This window comes from Streptomyces sp. NPDC005181 (assembly GCF_040608395.1).
Taxonomy (GTDB): domain Bacteria; phylum Actinomycetota; class Actinomycetes; order Streptomycetales; family Streptomycetaceae; genus Streptomyces.
On sequence record NZ_JBEXID010000013.1, the window covers coordinates 83,931 to 103,219 of the forward strand.

Sequence of the window (19,289 nt, forward strand, 5' to 3'; positions counted from 1 at the left end):
GGCCCCGCTGTGCCCGTCACCCGGGTTTACCCCTGTCCGGCGGGCTGTGTGCTGTGCCAGTCCGGGTGCCCCGGCATGGGTGGGGTCTTCTCCCCGTACAGCCAGCCGTCGAAGAACGCCGTCAGATCGCGCCCTGCGATCTGCGACGCAAGCCGGACGAAGTCGGTCGTGCTCGCGGTGGAGTCGCGATGGGTCCTGACCCAGCGGCGTTCCAGCTGATCGAAGGCGGGCTCGCCGATCTCCTGACGCAGCGCGTAGAGGACCAGTGCGCTGCCGTCGTACACGGCCGGCCGGAAGATGCTGATCTTCTCGCCCGGCGCCGGGGCGTCCGGGCGGGCGGGGGGGCCACCGGCGGCGCGCCAGCTGTCGGACTTGGTGTACGCGTTGCGCATCCGGCGTTCCAGCGGCTGCTTGGCGTGCTCCTCGGCGTAGCGGGCCTCGTACCAGCTGGCGTGTCCTTCGTTGAGCCAGAGATCGGACCAGGTCTGCGGGGAGACGCTGTCGCCGAACCAGTGGTGGGCCAGCTCGTGCACCATGATCGAGTCGACGTACCACTCGGGGAAGCCGGCGGTGAACACGGACCGTTCGAAGAGCGTGAGCGTCTGGGTCTCCAGCTCGAAGCCGGTCTCCGTGTCCGCGATCAGCAGTCCGTATGTCTCGAAGGGGTAACGGCCGACCTGCCGCTCCATCCATTCCAGCTGCCCCGGCGTCTTCCTCAGCCACCGTTCGAGGCGCTTGGCATCGGCGGCCGGCACCACGTCGCGGACCGGCAGTCTGTGGGGCCCGGTCCGCTGCAGGACGGTGGAGCGTCCGATGGAGACCTGGGCCAGCTCGGTGGCCATGGGGTGTTCGGTCCGGTACGTCCAGGTGGTGGAAGAGCCGTGCCGGGACTTACCTGCGGGCAGTCCGTTGGCGACCACCGTCAGGTCCTCGGGTGCGGTGACCCGGAAGGTGAAGTACGCCTTGTCGGCCGGGTGGTCGTTGCTGGGGAAGACCCGGTGCGCGGCGTCGGCCTGGTTGGCCATGGCGAGGCCGTCGGAGGTGCGCAGCCAGCCGCCGCTGCTCTGGTCGCCGCTCGGGTCACTGGTGTGCCGGACAGTGATGTGGAGCGGCACTCCGGCCGGAAGCCTGCCGGGGGGCTCGACGACCAGATCCTCGTCGGCGGCGGCGAAGTCGGCCCGCAGACCGTTGATGTCGACCGTACGGACGGTGCCGCGGGCAAAGTCGAGGTTGATCCGGTCCAGCGGCTCGGTGGTCCGCGCGTCGATCGTGGTGACGGCGTCCAGGGGCTTGTTGTTGCCGTGATAGGTGAACCCGATGTCGTACGACAGGACGTCGTAGCCCGGGTTGCCGAGGTGCGGGAAAAGTGCGTCTCCGATGCCGAGCGGCACGGGTGCGGGCAAGGTGGCGGCAACGAGGGTGGCTGAGGCAGTGGCCAGCAGGGCGGCCCGCAGGCGGCGGGGGATGAGCGGCATGGACTACGGCTACCAGCGACGACCGCCGGGTTCCGGCGCGGCGCGCGCCGCGCCACTCGAACGAGGGGTCGGCGCGGCGGCCGGGCGCTGCGAGGCGGTGGGTCAGACGGCGGCGGCCGGGTGCTGAGCACGACTCACGTCGTACACCCCCGGCACGTCACGCATCGCGCGCATCAGCGCGGGCAGTCCGGCGGGGTCCGGGAGCTGAAGGGTGTAGGTGTGCCGGACGCGCTGCTCGCTGGGTGGTTCGACGGTGGCCGCGATGATCGCGGCGTCCGCTGCCGCGATGGCCTCGGTGAGATCGGCGAGCAGCCGCGGGCGTCCGAAGGACTCGGCGACGAGGGTGACCCGGCACGCCGCCGCGTCGCCCCAGCCGACCGCGACGGGCGTCCGGCCGGCGGCCTGCATCCGGGCCACCGCGGGACACTCCTGCCGGTGCACGGTGACGGCGCCGCCGCGCACGGTGAATCCGGTGACAGCGTCTGGCGGTACGGGTGTGCAGCAGCCCGCGAGACGTACGGTGGCGTCCGGCCGGCCCACAACAACGGTCGCCGCACGGCCGGCGGACCGCTCCCTTCCCGAAGGTGCGGAGGCCATGGGCTGCGGTCCGGGCCTGCGACCCGCGGGCCGGCTGCCGTAGGAACCCTGGGGGTCCTGCGGGTGGGCGCCGAGCCAGCCGGTGATCGCGATACGCGCGGCGGGGGTACGGGCGTGATCGAGCCAGTCGGGTGACGGACCGGACGTCGCGTCCTCGGCCAGCAGCAGCTGCACGGTGTCTCCGTCGCTGAGCACGGTGGAAAGCGTGGCGAGCCGGCCGTTGACCCGGGCCCCGATACAGCTGTGTGCCTCGTCGCCGTACTGCGCGTAGGCGGCGTCGACACAACTGGCGCCGGCGGGGAGGCCGAGCGTGCCGCCGTCGGTACGGAAGACCGTGATCTCCCGGTCCTCGGCGAGGTCGGCGCGGAGTGTGGTCCAGAAGGTGTCCGGGTCGGGGGCGGACTGCTGCCATGCGAGGAGCCGGGAGAGCCAGCCGGGCCGGGTCGGGTCGGCACGCTCGCCGTCTGCCGGTTCGGCCGTCTGCGGCGCGGAGGTGCCGTCCGCGGTGTAGGGGTTGCCGAGCGCGATGACGCCCGCTTCGGCGACCTTGTGCATCTGATGCGTACGGATGAGGACTTCGGCGACCGCGCCGCCCGGGCCGACGACCGCGGTGTGCAGCGACTGGTACAGGTTGAACTTGGGGGCCGCGATGAAGTCCTTGAACTCAGAAATGACCGGGGTGAAACAGGTGTGGAGCTCACCGAGGACGGCGTAGCAGTCGGCGTCATCGCCGACAAGCACCAGCAGGCGGCCGAAGTCGGTGCCGCGCAGTTCGCCGCGTTTGATCCGGACGCGGTGCACGGAGACGTAATGCCGTGGCCTGATGACGACTTCGGCGGAGATGCCGGCGTCCCGCAGTACGGCTCTGACGTTCTCGGCGATGGTGGAGAGAGGATCGTCGGTGGCGGTGGCGCCCGCTTCACCCGAGGCGGCCGACCCTGGTGACGCTGCGGCGATCAGTGCCCGGGTGTGTTCGTACTCCTCGGGGTGGAGGATCGCGAAGACAAGGTCCTCCAGCTCGGTCTTGAGCGCCTGCACCCCGAGCCGTTCGGCGAGCGGGATCAGCACATCGCGGGTGACCTTGGCGATCCTCACCTGTTTCTCGGGGCGCATCACCCCGAGGGTGCGCATGTTGTGCAGCCGGTCGGCGAGCTTGATCGACATCACGCGGACGTCGTCCCCGGTGGCGACGAGCATCTTGCGGAAGGTCTCGGGCTCGGCCGCCGTACCATAGTCGACCTTTTCGAGTTTGGTGACGCCGTCGACGAGGTAGCAGACCTCCTCGCCGAACTGCTCCCGCACCTGGTCAAGGGTTACCTCGGTGTCCTCGACGGTGTCATGGAGGAGGGACGCGGTCAGCGTCGTCGTCTCCGCGCCGAGTTCCGCGAGGATCAGCGTGACCGCGAGCGGGTGCGTGATGTATGGCTCGCCGCTCTTGCGCATCTGCCCCCGGTGGGAGGACTCTGCCAGGACGTAGGCCTTGTGCAGGATGGTCAGGTCGGCGTTCGGATGATGGGCGCGGTGGGCCTCGGCGACATGGCCGATCGCATCGGGCAGCCGGTCGCGGGAGACGGGTCCCAGCAGGGCGACGCGGCCGAGCCTGCGAAGATCGATCCGGGGACGGCCTCGTCTGCGGATGGGAGCACCTGGGTTGGTGGCCTCTGCGCTCATGGGGGCACCTCCGGCAAACGTCGACCGGCGGTGGGGAGGTGCGGACGCGCCTCCGGGCCGGTGCTTGATGCTACCGACCCCACCACGTGGCGGAGTCCGGCTCTCGCTCAGCGTGAAACGGATCACCCATTCGAGCGAAGCTTCAGCCGGTCACCGTTTCGAGCCAGGCCGGATCGATCATGCCCTCGGCGACGATGACAGCGGCCCCGGTCATCTCGATCTCGCCGTCCGGCTGCTCGGTGATCACCAGCGTCCCGCCGGGCAGATCGACCGTGTACGTGACCGGGGTGCCCGTCCGCGCGGGGTCAACGCCGTCCCTGCGGGCAGCGGCGACGGCCACGGCACAGGCCCCGGTGCCGCAGGAGCGGGTCTCGCCGGAACCGCGCTCGTGGACCCTCATCGCGACATGGCGCGGTCCGCGGTCCACGACGAACTCGATGTTGACGCCTTCGGGGTAGACGGCTGCGGGGGTGAACGGCGGCACGGAACGCAGCTCACCGGCGTGCGCCAGGTCGTCGACGAAGGCGACCGCGTGGGGGTTGCCCATGTTGACGTTCCGGGCGTCCCAGCTGCGGCCGTCCACCGTGACCGTGACGCCGGCGCCGGGGAGCAGGGCGCGCCCCATGGAGACCGTGATGTCGCCACCCTTGGCGATGTGCACCTTCTTCACGCCGCCGCGGGTCGCGACGGCGAGGTCGCCCTCCTCGACGAGCCCGGCGCGCTGCAGATAGTGGGCGAAGACCCGCACACCGTTGCCGCACATCTCGGCGATGGAGCCGTCGGCATTGCGGTAGTCCATGAACCACTCGGCCTCGCCCGCCATGGCCCGCGCCTCGGGGTGCGCGGCGGACCGTACGACGTGCAGCAGCCCGTCACCGCCGATACCGGCCCGGCGGTCGCAGAGCCGGGCGACGACGAATGCGGGCAGGTCCACGGCGTCGTCCGGGTCGGGAACGATCACGAAGTCGTTCTCGGTGCCGTGGCCCTTGAGGAAGGCGATCTGCGAGGTGCTCACAGAGCAACTGTACGAGGCCGCCCCGACAGCGGGCGAAGGCGGGCCACGGTCGGCGGGCAGGACGGCAGGGGTCGAGACGGGCCAGGATGTGAGTCGGTCGCGCCGCGCTCCGCGTCAGCGCAGTCGCGCCACGCGCCACACAGCCAGCGCGACCAGCACCGCGCTCACGGCCACGTACAGCGCGATCACGCGCCAGTCGGGGCGCTCGCCCGCGCCCCTGGCGGGCAGGCCCGGCCAGGTGTGTCCGACGCGGCGGGCGGCCATCATGCCCCAGCCGGCGGCGCAGCAGCTGATCAGCAGCCCCAGCATGGCAACGACCGCGCCTCCGTCACCGAACTCGAAGGCGAGCGGGAAGGCGAACATCAGCGAGCCGACCGCCGCGAGCATGACGATCGGGGCGAGCTGCCAGATCCGCAGACGGCGCGCGGGCCGCAGCTCGACCTCCACCTCGGGGGTCACCTCGAGCTCGTCGGGCCCGTCAGGGCTCAGACGTCCCGCCTCGTGCTGCGTGTCCGGTGCGTCTTGTTCTGTGTCGCGAGGGCCGGCCTCCATCGCCACGCGCCCTCCCAACTCGGACTCCACTGGTCGATCGATGCTCGATGATGGCACGCTCCCGGTCGCCGAAATGACGGGCAGGGCTTCCCGATGCCATCACGTGATCAGGCTGTAACCGCTCGTTCGACCAACGCCAGCGCCTCGTGCGGGAGTTCCCGGCGGTGATCGGCGGCACCATTCAGCCACTGGACACGCGGGTCGCGACGGAACCAGGAGTCCTGACGGCGCGCGAAGCGTTTGGTGGCGCGAACCGTCTCGGCGCGCGCCTCGTCCTCGGTGCACTCCTGTGCCAGCGCGGCGAGCACCTGCTGATAGCCCAGCGCGCGGGAGGCGGTGCGCCCTTCGCGCAGCCCCTGCGCCTCCAGGGCGCGCACCTCGTCCACCAGCCCGGCCTCCCACATCCGGTCGACCCGGAGGGTGATGCGTTCGTCGAGTTCCGGCCGGGCCACGTCGACCCCGATCTGAACGGCGTCGTAGACCGCTTCGCCGCCCGGAAGATTGGCGGTGAACGGCTTGCCGGTGATCTCGATGACTTCGAGGGCCCGGACGATGCGCCGTCCGTTGCTAGGCAGGATGGCCCGGCCCGCCTCGGGGTCCGCAGCGGCGAGCCGGTCGTGCAGTGCACCGGAGCCGTGCTCCGCCAGTTCCTGCTCCAGCCCGGCGCGTACGCCGGGGTCCGTACCGGGGAACTCCAGGGCGTCGATGGCGCCCTTCACGTACAGCCCGGAGCCGCCGACCAGGACGGGGGTGCGGCCCTCGGCGAGCAGCCGGTCGATCTCGAGGCGGGCCAGCCGCTGGTACTGCGCGACGCTGGCGGTCTCGGTGACGTCCCAGATGTCCAGCAGCCGATGGGGTACGGATCCGCGCTCGGCGAGCGTCAGCTTCGCGGTGCCGATGTCCATCCCCCGGTAGAGCTGCATGGAGTCGGCGTTGACCACTTCGCCACCGAGCTGCTGGGCAAGAAATACGCCCAGGTCAGACTTTCCGGCTGCAGTGGGACCGACGACGGCGATGACCCGCGGTGCGGGGGATGGACTTCTCACCGCCCCAGTCTCGCAAACCTCCGACCCCCTACCCGAACTGGCTGCATGACGGCACGAAGCCGGAGGTGTTCACCGATCCGGCGCGCACCAGGGCGCCAAGTGGCGCAATGGGCGCCCGGCCAGCGCAGGATGTCGCTCGCACGAGTAAAATATTGAGTAGATATGGGCGTTATTTCACAGTCTTGCCAGTCGTCCTCAAGGACGGTCGAGGCGGCGGCCGCGGACGCCGCAGCCGCCATCGCAACGACTGACGAGGCAGGAGAGGACGCCCGCACTCAGTCCCCCAGCAGAGAAGGTGTCCGATGGGCCTCATGGACAGTCTGAAGGCCAAACTGAGCCCGGCGAGGGACAAGGTCGGCGATTTCGCGCAGCACCACGGGGACAAGATCGACCAAGGACTCGACAAGGCTGCTCGGACGGTCGATCAGAAGACCAAGGGCAAGTACACCGAAAAGATCGAGTCAGGCACACGAAAGGCCAAGGATGCGGTCGAGAGGCTGTCCCACAAGAGCGAGGGCGGTATGCCGCCGACTCCCTGACCTCGACACCCTTACGTGATGTCACGGGTCCGACGTCCGTGGAGCTGCATCGCTCCACGGCCGTCGGGCGTCCGGCACGGCCCCGTGTGACGCTGCCTCAGGACCAGGTCGCGACCATGTACCCCACGCCGTACGGAGCGTCCTCGTAGAGCAGTCGACCGCTCAGGCCGGCCCCCTGCGCCGCGCCCGCCAGCACCTGCCAGGGCGCCCGGCCCGCCACCTTCAGCTCGTACGCCAGCGACTCGTCCAGCGCGCTCAGCGTGGCAAGGTCCGCGGCGCCGAGTGCCTGGAAGACCTCCGTGTCGAACGAAACGGCGCGCTCGTCCAGATAGCCGGGCGCCTTGAGCGTGCGGCAGGCGCTGCCGTCGCCCATGACCAGCAGGGCCACCCGGCCGGCCCTGGCCGCCAGCTCCCGCCCGGCGTTCGCACAGCGCTCGGCTTCCAGCGTCTCCCCCACCCCGAGACCCTCGACCGGGGCGTCCGCCCAGTCCGCACGGGAAAGCAGCCACGCGCCGACGGCGAGGGACGGAGGCAGCGGACGCTCTGCCGAACCGCCGGGGTCTCCCCCGAGCCCCAGCCGTACATCGAGATCGACGCCGAACCCCCTGAAGGAGCCCTGGGTCCCCTCCGGGTGCGGCCCGCGTCCGTCGACATCCGCGGGCCCGATCACGATCAGCAGGTCGGGGCGGGACGCGGCGAGCACGCCCAGGGCGTCGATGCACGCGGTCCTCGCGGCATCGAGCTCGGGCGCGGCACCGGCGGCGACCTCGGGTACCAGCAGGGGCGGACAAGGGCAGACAGCTGCGGCGACAAGCATGCTGGGCAGCGTACTGCGTCGGCTGTTTCCCCTGGTGGTACGGCCTGAGGGTTCCTGCCCCCGCGAACTCCTACAGCCCGCGGGTTGTCGCCTGCGCGGTCAGTCGCACCCGCAGCCGGGAGCCGAGGCGGCCGGCAGCGGTGCCGGGGCGCCGATGCCGGGCAGCCCCAGCATCACCCCGGCCGGCTTGGCGGCCTCGGCGGCGGTGCGCTTCGCCCAGGCGTCCCCGGAACGAGTGCGCCGTACGCTCAGCGGCGCGCCCTCGGCGAGCAGGTGGTGAGGGGCTGCGTAGGTGATCTCGACCGTCACCACATCGCCCGGTCGCACGTCCTCGTCCGGCTTGGTGAAGTGGACCAGACGGTTGTCGGGAGCGCGGCCGGAGAGCCGGTGGGTGGCGCCGTCCTTACGGCCCTCGCCCTCCGCGACCATGACCTCCAGGGTCCGGCCGACCTGCTTCTTGTTCTCGTCCCAGGAGATCTCCTCCTGGAGGGCGGACAGGCGCATGTACCGCTCCTGGACGACCTCCTTCGGGATCTGTCCCTCCATCTCGGCGGCCGGGGTTCCGGGGCGCTTGGAGTACTGGAAGGTGAAGGCGTTCGCGAAGCGTGCCAGGCGGACCGCGTGCATCGTCTGCTCGAAGTCCTCCTCGGTCTCGCCGGGGAAGCCCACGATGATGTCGGTGGAGATGGCGGCGTCCGGCATCGCGGCGCGCACCTTCTCGATGATGCCGAGGAACCGCTCCTGCCGGTACGAGCGCCGCATCGCCTTCAGGATCGTGTCCGAACCCGACTGCATCGGCATGTGCAGCTGCGGCATCACATTCGGCGTCTCGGCCATCGCCGCGATCACGTCGTCCGTGAAGTCGCGGGGGTGCGGCGAGGTGAAGCGGACCCGCTCCAGGCCCTCGATCGTCCCGCAGGCCCGCAGCAGCTTGGAGAAGGCCTCGCGGTCCCCGATGTCGGAGCCGTACGCGTTCACGTTCTGTCCGAGCAGGGTGATCTCGGAGACACCCTCGGCGACCAGCGCCTCGATCTCGGCCAGGATGTCGCCGGTGCGGCGGTCCTTCTCCTTGCCGCGCAGCGCCGGAACGATGCAGAAGGTGCAGGTGTTGTTGCAGCCGACGGAGATGGAGACCCACGCCGCATAGGCGGACTCGCGGCGGGTGGGGAGGGTGGAGGGGAACGCCTCCAGGGATTCGGCGATCTCGATCTGCGCCTCCTCCTGGATACGGGCGCGCTCCAGGAGCACCGGCAGCTTGCCGATGTTGTGTGTGCCGAAGACGACGTCGACCCACGGCGCCTTCCGCACGATCGTGTCGCGGTCCTTCTGCGCAAGACAGCCGCCGACCGCGATCTGCATCCCGGGCCGCTTCGTCTTCATCGGGGCGAGCCGGCCGAGATTGCCGTACAGCTTGTTGTCGGCGTTCTCCCGCACCGCGCAGGTGTTGAAGACGACGACATCGGCATCACCGTCGGCGCCCTCGGGCGCACGTACGTAACCAGCACCCTCCAGCAGCCCCGACAGCCGCTCGGAGTCGTGGACGTTCATCTGGCACCCGTAGGTGCGCACCTCGTACGTTTTCAAACCCTCTACCTCGCTCATCTCGTCCACCAGGGTACGAGGTCGCACGACCCTCCCGCCGCCCCCTTCCACAGGCTCGGCCCTGGCCATCGCACTCAGTGACCTGGCAGGATCGCGCCATGCTCCATGCACTGTCCCGTACCGGCCGGCGGCGAGCCCTCCAGGGGGGCGCCGCCCTTGTCGTCGTTCTCGGGCTGTTGCTGTGGTGGGTGCTGCCGCTCGGGGAGCCCACCCCGAGCGGGTCGCTGACCTTCAGCACCGGGGTGCGCAGCGGGGTCTACCAGCGCTACGGCGAGCGGCTCAGAGGGGCGCTCGCCAAGGACATGCCAGAGGTCTCGATACGACTGCAGACCTCGGAGGGCTCCCAGCAGAACATCGAGCGGGTGGCGACGGGGAAGGCCGACTTCACCATCGCCACGGCGGACGCCCTGGCCACGTATCTGCGGGACAACAAGCCGGGGGCCGAACGGCTCCGTGGCTGTGTGCGGCTGTACGACGACTACATCCAGCTGGTCGTGCCCCGGGACTCCGACGTGCAGCAGGTCTCGGATCTCATGGGCAAGCAGGTCGGGGTGGGGCAGCCGGGTTCAGGCGTGCGGCTGGTCGCCGACCGTCTGATGACGGCTGCCGGTCTTGATCCGGCGCATGACATCACTCCGGTTCCGGCCGGTATCGACACGATGCCGAAGCGGCTGGAGAACGGCCTGCTCGACGCGTTCTTCTGGTCCGGCGGCCTGCCGACCACTGCGGTGCAGGAGCTGTCGGACCGGTTCGCGATCAGGCTGGTGCCGTTGGAGGACCCGCTGGTCAAGCAGCTTCAGGCGCCAGGCGGGACGACCCGCTACTACCGCTCGGCCGTGATGCCCGCCGACGCCTACCGCAATGCGCAGCAGGGACAGGCCGTGCCGACGGTGGCGGTCGCCAATGTGCTGGTCACCACGGACCGCACGGATGCGGCGATGACCGAGGCGTTCACCCGGACCGTGATCGACAGCCGGGACAGCATCGGACGCGAGGTGCACGCGGCGCAGCTGGTGGACCTGCGGACGGCGATCTACACGAATCCGCTGCAGCTGCACGACGGGGCGAGGCGCTACTACCGCTCGGTCAAACCCTGACGTACGGGGGGCGGTGTCCCGCGCGCCTCGGCCCGGTCGAGCCCCTCAGTACGGAGGTGGCGCCCCCGCGCCCTTCGCCCGGCCGCAGCGAGGCGGGCCCCGGCGCCGGTACCGCGCGCGCCGTCAGCCGTGCGGGCCGTTGCGTGGGACCGTCACCGTCACCCGCAGTCCGTGCGGCTCGTGCTGTGCATACGTGAGGGAACCGCCGCCCGCCGCCAGCAGGGCGCGCGAGATGGAGAGCCCGAGGCCGGATCCGCGCACGTTCTGATGCCGGGTACTGCGCCAGAAGCGGTCACCGATCCGTTCCAGCTCCCGGTCGGTCAGCCCCGGCCCGCGGTCGGCGACGACCACCGTGACGTCGTCCCGCCCGGAGGCGACCGTCACACGGACCTCCCCACCGGCGGGGGTGAACTTGCACGCGTTGTCGATGACGGCGTCGAGGGCGCTCGACAGCGCGATGGGGTCCGCCCAGGCGGTCACGGCGGATGCCCCGTCCGCTGTCAGTCGTACACCGTTCTCCTCCGCGAACGGACGCCACGAGGCGACCCGTTCGGCGGTGAGCGCGCCGATGTCGGTGAGCTGGAGATCGGCCGCGGCATGCTCGGCCAGCGCCAGGTCCAGCAGGTCGTCCAGAACCTGACCGAGGCGCTTGCCCTCCGTGCGGACGGAGGCGATCTCCTCGTTCCCTTCAGGGAGTTCGAGTGCGAGGAGCTCGATGCGCAGCAGCAGCGCGGCGAGGGGGTTGCGCAGCTGATGCGAGGCGTCGGCGACGAAGGCGCGCTGCTGCTCCAGCACTTCTTCGACGTTGTCCGCCATCTCGTTGAACGACCGGGCCAGGCGCCTGAGTTCCGGCGGTCCTTCGGAGGCCACCACCCGGGATCTCATCCGGCCGCTGGCGATGTCGTGCGCCGCCGCGTCCAGGGTCTGCACGGGCAGCAGGACCCAGCCGGTGAGCCGTATCGCGGCGCCGACGGCCACCAGCATCGCGACCACTTCGCCGACCGCGATCAGCAGCCAGCCGCGCATCGTCCGGGAGCGCATTTCACTGGTGGGCGAGTCCAGAACCACGACGGCGACCACATCGCCGTCCCGCACGACGGGCGAGGCGACGACGACCCGGCCGCGCTGCCAGGGCCAGACCTGTGGCGGATCGTGGCTGCGGCGCCCGAGGAGCGCCTCGCTGAACGCCTCGCGTCCCTCCCCCTCGACCGGGAGCCGCCAGGTTGCGGGAGCCACCGCCATGGCGCTGCGGTCGCGGTAGAAGACGCCGGCCCGGATCCCGTACACCGAGTCGTACGTCTCGAGTTCGTCCTGGAGCGTGCGACGCCGTTCGTCGGTGCCGCTGGTCTGTTCCGCGACGAACTGGGCCAGCGCGGCGAAGCGCGCCGTGTCGTCGATGCGGTCGATCACGACGCGCTGCTGCTGGGCGGCGGCCACGCTGACGGCCAGCGGGAAGCCGAGGGCGAGCAGCACGCCCGCCATGAGGATGATGAGCAGGGGGAGGAGACGGGTACGCACCTGGGACGTACGCCCTTACGCGGACGGGGCGACGAGGCGGTAGCCGACCCCGCGCACGGTCTCGATGAGTGCGGGCAGCCGCAGTTTGGAACGCAGGGACGCGACATGCACTTCGAGCGTGCGCCCCGTTCCCTCCCAGCTGGTACGCCACACCTCGCTGATGATCTGCTCCCGGCGGAACACCACACCCGGGCGCTGGGCGAGCAGCGCGAGCAGGTCGAACTCCTTGCGGGTGAGCTGGACTTCGGCGCCGTCGACGCTGACCCGGCGGGTCGGGAGTTCGATGTGGACATGGCCGAGGCGCAGGGCGGCGACGGGCGTCGGCACCGTGTCCTCGCCGACCGACTTGCGCCTGCTGACCGCGTGGATGCGGGCGAGGAGCTCACCGGTGTCGTACGGCTTGACGACGTAGTCGTCCGCACCGAGGTTGAGGCCGTGGATCCGCGACCGGACATCGGCCCGCGCGGTCACCATGATCACCGGCGTGGAGGTGCGTTTGCGGATCTTCCCGCACACCTCGTAACCGTCCTGGTCGGGCAGTCCGAGGTCGAGGAGCACAACCCCGAAGGGTTCCGTGTCCGCGGGCAGAAGGGCCTTCAGGGCCTCCTCGCCACTGCGGGCGTGCACAACCTGGAAGCCGTGCCGGGCGAGCACCGCGGACAGGGCGGCCGCCACATGGTTGTCGTCCTCGACGAGCAGCAGTCTCATGGCCCCCCTTCCTCTCCGCGGTGCGGTCTCTTTCCCGCGGCGCCGTCTTCAAGCGCTTCCGTGCGCTGGTCCATACTTCCCGGTACTTCCCCGTACCGGGGTGTTTTACGTCATGGGCTATCAGGGCATCCACGCCGATGACCGGTACGTCAGTCAAGAGCCCGCCCATTACATCGAGGTTTCCGTTATGCACCCGGTACGCCCCCGCTACGTCTTGCACCGTCCCGTTCACGCGGTGTGTCCGGTTGCCGCCGGATCGTTATGCTCAATTTCCGCTCAGATGTAATGACGGTGGTCGCACTGCGTCATTAGGGTCCTTCCCAACCGAGGAGGACGGAGCAAGAAGCCGATGAGCGGAGTTTCAGTGACCAAGGCCGCCGAGGATGCCGTACCTGCGGCGAACGACCTTGTCGTACTGAGCAACGTCAACAAGCACTTCGGCGCGCTGCATGTGCTCCAGGACATCGACCTGACCATCGCCCGGGGCGAGGTCGTGGTCGTCATCGGACCTTCCGGGTCCGGGAAGTCCACGCTGTGCCGCACGATCAACCGCTTGGAGACGATCGACTCGGGCGCGATCTCGATCGACGGCAAGCCGCTGCCCGAGGAGGGCAAGGAGCTGGCCAGGCTGCGTGCCGATGTCGGCATGGTCTTCCAGTCGTTCAATCTCTTCGCGCACAAGACGGTGCTCGAGAACGTGATGCTGGGTCAGCTCAAGGTCCGCAAGGCGGACAAGAAGGCTGCCGAGGACGAGGCTCGTTCGCTGCTCAACCGGGTGGGCGTGGCGACGCAGGCCGACAAGTACCCCGCCCAGCTCTCCGGCGGCCAGCAGCAACGCGTTGCCATCGCACGGGCGTTGGCGATGAACCCCAAGGTCATGCTCTTCGACGAGCCGACCTCCGCCCTCGACCCGGAGATGATCAACGAGGTGCTGGAGGTCATGCAGCAGCTCGCCCGGGACGGCATGACCATGGTCGTCGTCACCCACGAAATGGGCTTCGCACGCTCGGCGGCCAATCGAGTCGTCTTCATGGCGGACGGGAAGATCGTCGAAGAGGCAACGCCCGACCAGTTCTTCAGCAACCCGCGCAGTGACCGGGCCAAGGACTTCCTGTCGAAGATCCTTCACCACTGATTTCCGGATCAGCTGTTCACTCACATCGCGTCAACTCTAGGGAAGTTCACCATGCAGCTTCGTAAGGTCACCGCCGCATCGGCCGCCGTGCTCGCGCTCGCTCTCACCGCCACCGCCTGTGGCTCCTCCGACGACGAGGGCGGCGACTCGGCGGGCGGCGGCAAGAAGATCACGATCGGCATCAAGATCGACCAGCCCGGTATCGGTCTGAAGACGCCTGACGGCAAGTTCACCGGTTTCGACGTCGATGTCGCCACGTACATCGCCAAGGAACTCGGCTACGACGCCAAGGACATCACCTTCAAGGAGACCAAGAGCGCCGACCGCGAAACGGCGATCGAGCGCGGTGACGTCAAGTTCATCGCCGCCTCCTACTCGATCAACGACGAGCGTCTGCAGAAGGTCGACTTCGCGGGCCCGTACCTGCTGGCGCACCAGGACATCCTCGTCCGCGCCGACGACGACTCGATCAAGTCCCCGGCCGACCTGAACAGCAAGAAGCTGTGCTCGGTGACCGGCTCGACCTCGGCCCAGAACGTCAAGGAGAAGCTGGCGCCCAAGGCCCAGCTGCAGGAGTACGGCGGCTACTCCGAGTGCCTCACCGGCCTGGAGAACAAGGTTGTCGACGCGCTGACCACGGACGACAGCATCCTGGCCGGTTTCGCCTCGCAGAAGGACTTCCAGGGGAAGTTCAAGCTGGCCGGCTTCAAGATGAGCAACGAGAACTACGGCATCGGCCTGAAGAAGGGCGACGCCGACCTCAAGAAGAAGATCGACGACGCGCTCACCAAGATGGTCTCGGACGGTTCCTGGGACAAGGCCGTGAAGGCCAACTTCGGTCCGGCGAACTACAAGAACGAGCAGGCCCCGAAGATCGGCAACATCGTCAAGTGAAGCAGGGCTGACCCGGCGCGCCGTCCGTGAACGGCGGCGCGCCATGCCCTCCTACACGCGGAAGCGCGGGAGATCGTGTTCGACTTTCTTGAAGGTTACGACCTGTTGGGAGCCTTCTGGGTGACGGTGCAGCTCACCGTCTACTCCGCTCTCGGCTCCCTCATATGGGGAACGCTGCTGGCCGGCATGAAGGTCGGCCCGGTCCCCTTGATGCGCGGTTTCGCCACCGCCTACGTGAATGTCGTCCGGAACATTCCTCTGACCGTCGTCATCGTCTTCTCGTCGCTGGGTCTCTTCCAGACGCTCGACATCAAGCTCGGGGCCAGCGATTTCACGGACATCAACTTCCGGCTCGCGGTCCTCGCGCTGATCGCCTACACCTCGGCCTTCGTCTGTGAGGCGCTGCGTTCGGGCATCAACACCGTGCCGGTCGGCCAGGCGGAGGCGGCGCGTGCGCTCGGCCTGAGCTTCACGCAGGTACTGCGCCTGATCGTCCTCCCGCAGGCCTTCCGCTCGGTCGTCAACCCGCTGGCCAATGTGCTGATCGCGCTGACGAAGAACACCACGGTCGCCGCCGCGATCGGCGTAGCCGAAGCCGCATACCTGATGAAGGGCATGATCGAGGCCGAGGCGCAGCTGATCCTGATCGCTGCCGTCTTCGCGTTCGGCTTCATCGTTCTGACCCTCCCGACCGGCCTGATCCTCGGCTGGGTGAGCAAGAAGGTGGCGGTGAAGCGATGACTTCCGTCCTCTACGACGCCCAGGGGCCGCGCGCCAAGCAGCGCAACATCCTGTACACGGTCCTGTTCCTGGTCGTCGCCGCTGCCGCCCTGTGGTGGGTGTACGACAGCCTGGCCTCCAAGCACCAGCTCGACTGGATCAAGTGGAAGCCGTTCTTCACCAGCTCCCTGCCCTGGGAGACGTACATCTGGCCAGGCCTCCAGAACACGCTCAAGGCGGCGTTCTTCGCCCTCATCATCGCCTTGCCGCTCGGCGCCCTGTTCGGGATCGGCAGGCTCTCGGACCACCGATGGGTGCGGATGCCGGCCGGCGTCGTCGTGGAATTCTTCCGCGCCATCCCGGTGCTGCTCCTGATGATCACCGCGAACGCGGCGTACTCCGAGTACACGACCATCAGCAGCGAATCCCGCCTCCTGTACGCCGTGGTCACGGGTCTCGTGCTCTACAACGCCTCGGTGCTCGCCGAGATCGTACGGGCCGGAATCCAGTCTCTCCCCAGCGGACAGACGGACGCGGCCAAGGCGATCGGTATGCGCAAGGGCCAGACCATGCTGTACGTGCTGCTGCCGCAGTCCGTGACGGCCATGCTGCCCGCGATCGTCAGCCAGCTCGTCGTCATCGTGAAGGACACCGCCCTCGGTGGCGCGGTGCTGAGCTTCCCCGAACTGCTGGCGTCGGTCCGCCCCATGGCTGCGAACTACGGCGCGAACACCATCGCGTGCTTCACGATCGTCGCTCTGATCTACATCGTGGTGAACTTCGCGCTCACCTCGTTCGCGAGCTGGCTGGAGGGCCGGCTGCGGCGCAGGAAGAAGAGCACGGGCGCCGTGGTCGGTGCCGGAACCGCCGGCGGTCTGGAGACCATCGGTGCGCCGACGCTCATCGTCGATGACGGACGCGCCGTCTGACGGTTCGTCGACAATCTCTCCGCAGGGGCGCCGGTGCATGCACCGGCGCCCCTCGCCGCGTTCCGGTGTCACTTGACGCAAGCACCGGCAGTGGGTTGCATACGTTCTGTGATCGCCGACCGAACCCTCGCTTCCGCATCCGTCACCACCCTTATGACCGCACGGGCCCAGGGAGTCACGCCGTGGACCCGGTGATCGTCGTCGGTGCCGGGCCCGTCGGCCTGGTGCTGTCGCTCGCCCTTGCCACGCAGGGCGTCCCTTCCGTAATTCTCGACGAGGATGCGGGGAAGGACGCGGCGCGTCCCGCCCGGACGGTGGTGCTGCGTGAGGACACCGCGGCGCTGGTGGAACGGCTCGGGTGCACGACGCTCCGGGACGAGGGCGCCCGGTGGTCCGGCTGGCGATCCATACGGCGCAAGCAGCTGGTACGCGAACTGCCGCTGGGCGAGGCCTCTCCGTACGGTGATCAACTGCCCGCCCCGGTCCATCTGCCGCAGCACGCCCTGATGCGCGGGCTGCGGGACGCGATCGCCCGGCAGGAGCTGGTGCAGACGGCGCCGCTCAGCCGGATCGACACACTGGAGCAGGACCCGGCCGGCGTCACGGTGCACACCAGGGAGCCCGACTCGACGTGGTGGCGCGGGAGTTATCTGGTCGGCTGCGACGGCGCGAGGTCCACCGTGCGCAAGCTCCTGGACATCAGGTTCCCGGGGCGTACGGCGGTGGAACGGCATGCGGTCGCCGCGCTGCGCACCGAGCTGCCCTGGCCCGGCCAGGCCGTGCTGCACCGGCTGCCGCCGTGGCGCAGTGGCGGCGCCGAGGTGACCGCGCGGCCGCTGCCGGCCGGCGCATGGCGGCTGGACTGGCTGCTTCCGCCGCGCGGCGAGCTCGTCACGCCGGACGCCCTGATCACCCGGGCGCGGGACACCCTCGCAGGCTGGTGCGGCGGCGAGACGCCGCCGTACGAACTGCTGGACACGGGCGTGTACACGCTGCATCACCGGCTGGCCCGGCGCTGGCGCGTCCGGCGGGCCTTCCTCGCCGGGGACGCCGCACATCTGCTGGGCGCCCTGGGTACGCAGGGGGTCGACGAGGGGCTGCGGGACGCCGAGAACCTGGCCTGGAAGCTGGCACAGGCCTGGCATCACGGCGCCTCCGACGTGCTGCTCGACAGCTACCAGGCGGAGCGCCGGGCCGCGGTCGCCTCGCGGTTGCGCGCCGCGGACCAGTCGCTGCCGATACTGCGGGGCGGTGGAGGTCTGCGGACGTTGGTTCCGGGGAGCGCACGCGGGCACGATTCACTGCTCGCCGACGGTCATCTGGGTTGCGGCCCGCTCGGTGCGCCCCCCTCGTATTCGCACTCCCCCCTTGTGCCTCCACGCGCCGAGGCGCACACATTGGTCGGTACGCCCCCCGGTGCGCCGGTTGCCGATGTGCGGGTGACGGCGCCCGACGGCACGACCGTGCGGCTGCGCGAGCGGCTGGGGCAGGGGCATCTGCTGGTGGTGCTGGTCGCTCCGGGGACCGGGGTGTGGGACCGGCGGCACTGGCTGACGGCGGGCGTGATGCCCCGGCTCGTCGAGGCGGTCGACGCCCTGCCGGTAAGGAGCGAGCTCCTGGTGACCGAGGCCTACCCGGGGGCATCGGCCCACACCGTGCTGCTCGTCCGGCCGGACGGACACCTGGTGACGTCGTTCGGCGGGGTCCGGCCCGCGGAACTTTTCGCGGCGGCGGACGCGGCGCGCGGCGGTGAGCCACGTGCGTCCGTACGCGCCGACCAGACCGCAGACATCAATTGACCCCCGCGGGCGGCACATGGTGTACTCCGAAACGTGACCGACACCGATGTGCGCCTGTGGCGGAGGGTCCATATGGACCTCGTCCGCTACGCGGGCTGCGTGTGTCGTCCGTCCTGCTGAATCGCCTCTTCCTGCTGCGGTGTGCGCTCTGTCGCACGCCGGGCATCACACGCGAATTCTCAGGACGGTCCCTGTGTCTGCCTCTCCTTCGCCTTCCCTACGCACGTCGGCCCCCGGTCCGGATTCCGGTGCCGGACCCGGCCCGACAGCTGCGGAACTGCTCGACTTCGTCCGTCGCACGGCGGCGGACACCGACCTCATCACCTCACTCCCCCTCGATCCCGAAGGCCGTACCTGGATCCGGCTCGACGGGCCCGGTGGCAGCGAGGCCTGGCTGATCGGCTGGCCGCCGAGCACCGGCACCGGCTGGCACGACCACGCCGACTCGCTCGGCGCCTTCACCACGGCAGCCGGCACGCTGAAGGAACAGTCGCTCGCGGTGCGGCTGCCCACCGACGGCTGGAAGACCCTCGAACTGGCCGAAGGCGTCGATCGGTCCCGGCAGCTGTCGACCGGTCAGGGCAGGGCCTTCGGCCGGCACCATGTGCACGAGGTGCTGAACGAGTCCGAGACCGAGCACGCCGTCTCCGTCCACGCGTACTACCCGCCGCTGCCGCGGATCCGGCGCTACAGCCGCACGGGTGCGGTACTCCGTCTTGAGCACGTCGAGCGTCCGGAGGACTGGCAGTGAGCGACAACCGGAACAGCGGTACGGAGCAGGTGGGGATCGACGAGCTGCTGGAGCGGGTCCGGGCCGGGTTCGACCGGATCGGTCCGCACGCGGCGGCGGCCGCAGCCGCGGGCGGGGCCCTGCTGGTGGACATCCGCTACGCGGCGCTGCGCGACCGGGACGGTCTGATTCCGAGGGCGCTGGTCGTCGAACGCAATGAGCTGGAGTGGCGGCTCGACCCGCAGGGCAGCCATCGCGCACCGGAGGCGGTCAGCCATGACCTGCAGGTGGTGGTGGTCTGCAACGAGGGCTACGCGTCGAGTCTCGCGGTCGCGTCCCTGAGGCAATTGGGGCTGCACCGGGCGACCGATCTGATCGGCGGGTTCCAGGCATGGCGGGCGGCGGGGCTGCCGGTCGAGGCCTGACGGGCGACGGTTGCGGCCGG

At 69.7% G+C, this 19,289-nt stretch carries 19 protein-coding genes; 10 read left to right on the forward strand and 9 right to left on the reverse strand.

Features of this window, described 5'->3' with window-relative positions; all coding sequences use genetic code 11:
• Positions 1 to 26 precede the first annotated feature (26 nt).
• From ABZV38_RS12020 to miaA, 5 genes are all read right to left on the reverse strand, one after another.
• The gene (locus ABZV38_RS12020; protein ID WP_356326668.1) at positions 27 to 1,475 is read right to left on the reverse strand and encodes a M1 family metallopeptidase; all 1,449 of its coding nucleotides are present in this window, start codon (positions 1,473 to 1,475) and stop codon (positions 27 to 29) included.
• A 102-nt stretch (positions 1,476 to 1,577) separates the two neighbouring features.
• A complete protein-coding gene (locus ABZV38_RS12025) occupies positions 1,578 to 3,743 on the reverse strand; it encodes an HD domain-containing protein (RefSeq protein ID WP_356326669.1) in 2,166 nt (721 codons plus the stop codon).
• A gap of 142 nt (positions 3,744 to 3,885) precedes the next feature.
• Complete coding sequence (gene dapF, locus ABZV38_RS12030) at positions 3,886 to 4,758, reverse strand: diaminopimelate epimerase (RefSeq protein WP_356326670.1); 873 nt, start codon at positions 4,756 to 4,758, stop codon at positions 3,886 to 3,888.
• A gap of 114 nt (positions 4,759 to 4,872) precedes the next feature.
• Complete coding sequence (locus ABZV38_RS12035; protein ID WP_356326711.1) at positions 4,873 to 5,310, reverse strand: hypothetical protein; 438 nt, start codon at positions 5,308 to 5,310, stop codon at positions 4,873 to 4,875.
• 107 nt (positions 5,311 to 5,417) lie between these two features.
• A complete protein-coding gene (gene miaA / locus ABZV38_RS12040) occupies positions 5,418 to 6,356 on the reverse strand; it encodes a tRNA (adenosine(37)-N6)-dimethylallyltransferase MiaA (RefSeq protein ID WP_356326672.1) in 939 nt (312 codons plus the stop codon).
• A gap of 311 nt (positions 6,357 to 6,667) precedes the next feature.
• Between miaA and ABZV38_RS12045 the strand changes: the two genes are divergently transcribed.
• Positions 6,668 to 6,895, forward strand: coding sequence for an antitoxin (locus tag ABZV38_RS12045; RefSeq protein WP_356326673.1), 228 nt, complete (start codon positions 6,668 to 6,670; stop codon positions 6,893 to 6,895).
• 97 nt (positions 6,896 to 6,992) lie between these two features.
• On the opposite strand, the gene ABZV38_RS12050 is transcribed toward ABZV38_RS12045, so the two are convergent.
• The gene (locus tag ABZV38_RS12050; protein ID WP_356326674.1) at positions 6,993 to 7,712 is read right to left on the reverse strand and encodes a class III extradiol dioxygenase subunit B-like domain-containing protein; all 720 of its coding nucleotides are present in this window, start codon (positions 7,710 to 7,712) and stop codon (positions 6,993 to 6,995) included.
• Positions 7,713 to 7,811: 99 nt separating this feature from the next.
• The gene (gene miaB, locus ABZV38_RS12055; protein ID WP_356326675.1) at positions 7,812 to 9,314 is read right to left on the reverse strand and encodes a tRNA (N6-isopentenyl adenosine(37)-C2)-methylthiotransferase MiaB; all 1,503 of its coding nucleotides are present in this window, start codon (positions 9,312 to 9,314) and stop codon (positions 7,812 to 7,814) included.
• A 98-nt stretch (positions 9,315 to 9,412) separates the two neighbouring features.
• On the opposite strand from miaB, the gene ABZV38_RS12060 reads away from it, so the two are divergent.
• Positions 9,413 to 10,411 (forward strand): TAXI family TRAP transporter solute-binding subunit, encoded by a 999-nt coding sequence (locus ABZV38_RS12060; protein ID WP_356326676.1) that lies wholly within the window; start codon positions 9,413 to 9,415, stop codon positions 10,409 to 10,411.
• 123 nt (positions 10,412 to 10,534) lie between these two features.
• Here ABZV38_RS12060 and ABZV38_RS12065 read toward each other — a convergent pair whose 3' ends face one another.
• Together ABZV38_RS12065 and ABZV38_RS12070 are read right to left on the reverse strand one after the other, a co-directional pair.
• Positions 10,535 to 11,929, reverse strand: a complete 1,395-nt coding sequence (locus ABZV38_RS12065; protein WP_356326677.1) for a HAMP domain-containing sensor histidine kinase — start codon at positions 11,927 to 11,929, stop codon at positions 10,535 to 10,537.
• 15 nt (positions 11,930 to 11,944) lie between these two features.
• The gene (locus tag ABZV38_RS12070) at positions 11,945 to 12,637 is read right to left on the reverse strand and encodes a response regulator transcription factor (RefSeq protein WP_356326678.1); all 693 of its coding nucleotides are present in this window, start codon (positions 12,635 to 12,637) and stop codon (positions 11,945 to 11,947) included.
• Positions 12,638 to 12,986: 349 nt separating this feature from the next.
• Between ABZV38_RS12070 and ABZV38_RS12075 the strand changes: the two genes are divergently transcribed.
• The 8 genes from ABZV38_RS12075 to ABZV38_RS12110 all read left to right on the forward strand — a co-directional run bounded on the left by ABZV38_RS12075 (position 12,987) and on the right by ABZV38_RS12110 (position 19,269).
• On the forward strand, positions 12,987 to 13,772 hold the full coding sequence (locus ABZV38_RS12075; RefSeq protein WP_356326679.1) for an amino acid ABC transporter ATP-binding protein: 786 nt from the start codon (positions 12,987 to 12,989) through the stop codon (positions 13,770 to 13,772).
• Between the two features lie 51 nt (positions 13,773 to 13,823).
• Positions 13,824 to 14,666, forward strand: a complete 843-nt coding sequence (locus tag ABZV38_RS12080; RefSeq protein WP_326606093.1) for a glutamate ABC transporter substrate-binding protein — start codon at positions 13,824 to 13,826, stop codon at positions 14,664 to 14,666.
• A 75-nt stretch (positions 14,667 to 14,741) separates the two neighbouring features.
• Positions 14,742 to 15,407 carry an amino acid ABC transporter permease gene (locus ABZV38_RS12085; RefSeq protein WP_313939522.1) on the forward strand — a complete coding sequence of 222 codons (666 nt, stop codon included), beginning with the start codon at positions 14,742 to 14,744 and terminating at the stop codon, positions 15,405 to 15,407.
• Positions 15,404 to 16,315, forward strand: coding sequence for an amino acid ABC transporter permease (locus ABZV38_RS12090; RefSeq protein ID WP_356326680.1), 912 nt, complete (start codon positions 15,404 to 15,406; stop codon positions 16,313 to 16,315). The genes ABZV38_RS12085 and ABZV38_RS12090 overlap by 4 nt, the downstream gene beginning before the upstream one ends.
• Before the next feature lie 182 nt (positions 16,316 to 16,497).
• Positions 16,498 to 18,114 carry an FAD-dependent monooxygenase gene (locus tag ABZV38_RS12095; protein WP_356326681.1) on the forward strand — a complete coding sequence of 539 codons (1,617 nt, stop codon included), beginning with the start codon at positions 16,498 to 16,500 and terminating at the stop codon, positions 18,112 to 18,114.
• 48 nt (positions 18,115 to 18,162) lie between these two features.
• Positions 18,163 to 18,234 (forward strand): putative leader peptide, encoded by a 72-nt coding sequence (locus ABZV38_RS12100; RefSeq protein ID WP_309544753.1) that lies wholly within the window; start codon positions 18,163 to 18,165, stop codon positions 18,232 to 18,234.
• 73 nt (positions 18,235 to 18,307) lie between these two features.
• Positions 18,308 to 18,865, forward strand: coding sequence for a cysteine dioxygenase (locus ABZV38_RS12105; protein WP_356326682.1), 558 nt, complete (start codon positions 18,308 to 18,310; stop codon positions 18,863 to 18,865).
• A complete protein-coding gene (locus ABZV38_RS12110) occupies positions 18,862 to 19,269 on the forward strand; it encodes a rhodanese-like domain-containing protein (protein ID WP_356326683.1) in 408 nt (135 codons plus the stop codon). Before ABZV38_RS12105 ends, ABZV38_RS12110 begins: the two co-directional genes overlap by 4 nt.
• Positions 19,270 to 19,289: the final 20 nt, after the last annotated feature.

Excerpts from the sequence above, each read along its gene's own strand:
- ABZV38_RS12020 (WP_356326668.1), bottom strand. The coding sequence starts at position 1,475 with ATGCCGCTCATCCCCCGCCGCCTGCGGGCCGCCCTGCTGGCCACTGCC.
- ABZV38_RS12025 (WP_356326669.1), bottom strand. The coding sequence starts at position 3,743 with ATGAGCGCAGAGGCCACCAACCCAGGTGCTCCCATCCGCAGACGAGGC.
- ABZV38_RS12035 (WP_356326711.1), bottom strand. The coding sequence starts at position 5,310 with ATGGAGGCCGGCCCTCGCGACACAGAACAAGACGCACCGGACACGCAG.
- ABZV38_RS12045 (WP_356326673.1), top strand. The coding sequence starts at position 6,668 with ATGGACAGTCTGAAGGCCAAACTGAGCCCGGCGAGGGACAAGGTCGGC.
- ABZV38_RS12050 (WP_356326674.1), bottom strand. The coding sequence starts at position 7,712 with ATGCTTGTCGCCGCAGCTGTCTGCCCTTGTCCGCCCCTGCTGGTACCC.
- miaB (WP_356326675.1), bottom strand. The coding sequence starts at position 9,314 with ATGAGCGAGGTAGAGGGTTTGAAAACGTACGAGGTGCGCACCTACGGG.
- ABZV38_RS12060 (WP_356326676.1), top strand. The coding sequence starts at position 9,413 with ATGCTCCATGCACTGTCCCGTACCGGCCGGCGGCGAGCCCTCCAGGGG.
- ABZV38_RS12070 (WP_356326678.1), bottom strand. The coding sequence starts at position 12,637 with ATGAGACTGCTGCTCGTCGAGGACGACAACCATGTGGCGGCCGCCCTG.
- ABZV38_RS12075 (WP_356326679.1), top strand. The coding sequence starts at position 12,987 with ATGAGCGGAGTTTCAGTGACCAAGGCCGCCGAGGATGCCGTACCTGCG.
- ABZV38_RS12080 (WP_326606093.1), top strand. The coding sequence starts at position 13,824 with ATGCAGCTTCGTAAGGTCACCGCCGCATCGGCCGCCGTGCTCGCGCTC.
- ABZV38_RS12090 (WP_356326680.1), top strand. The coding sequence starts at position 15,404 with ATGACTTCCGTCCTCTACGACGCCCAGGGGCCGCGCGCCAAGCAGCGC.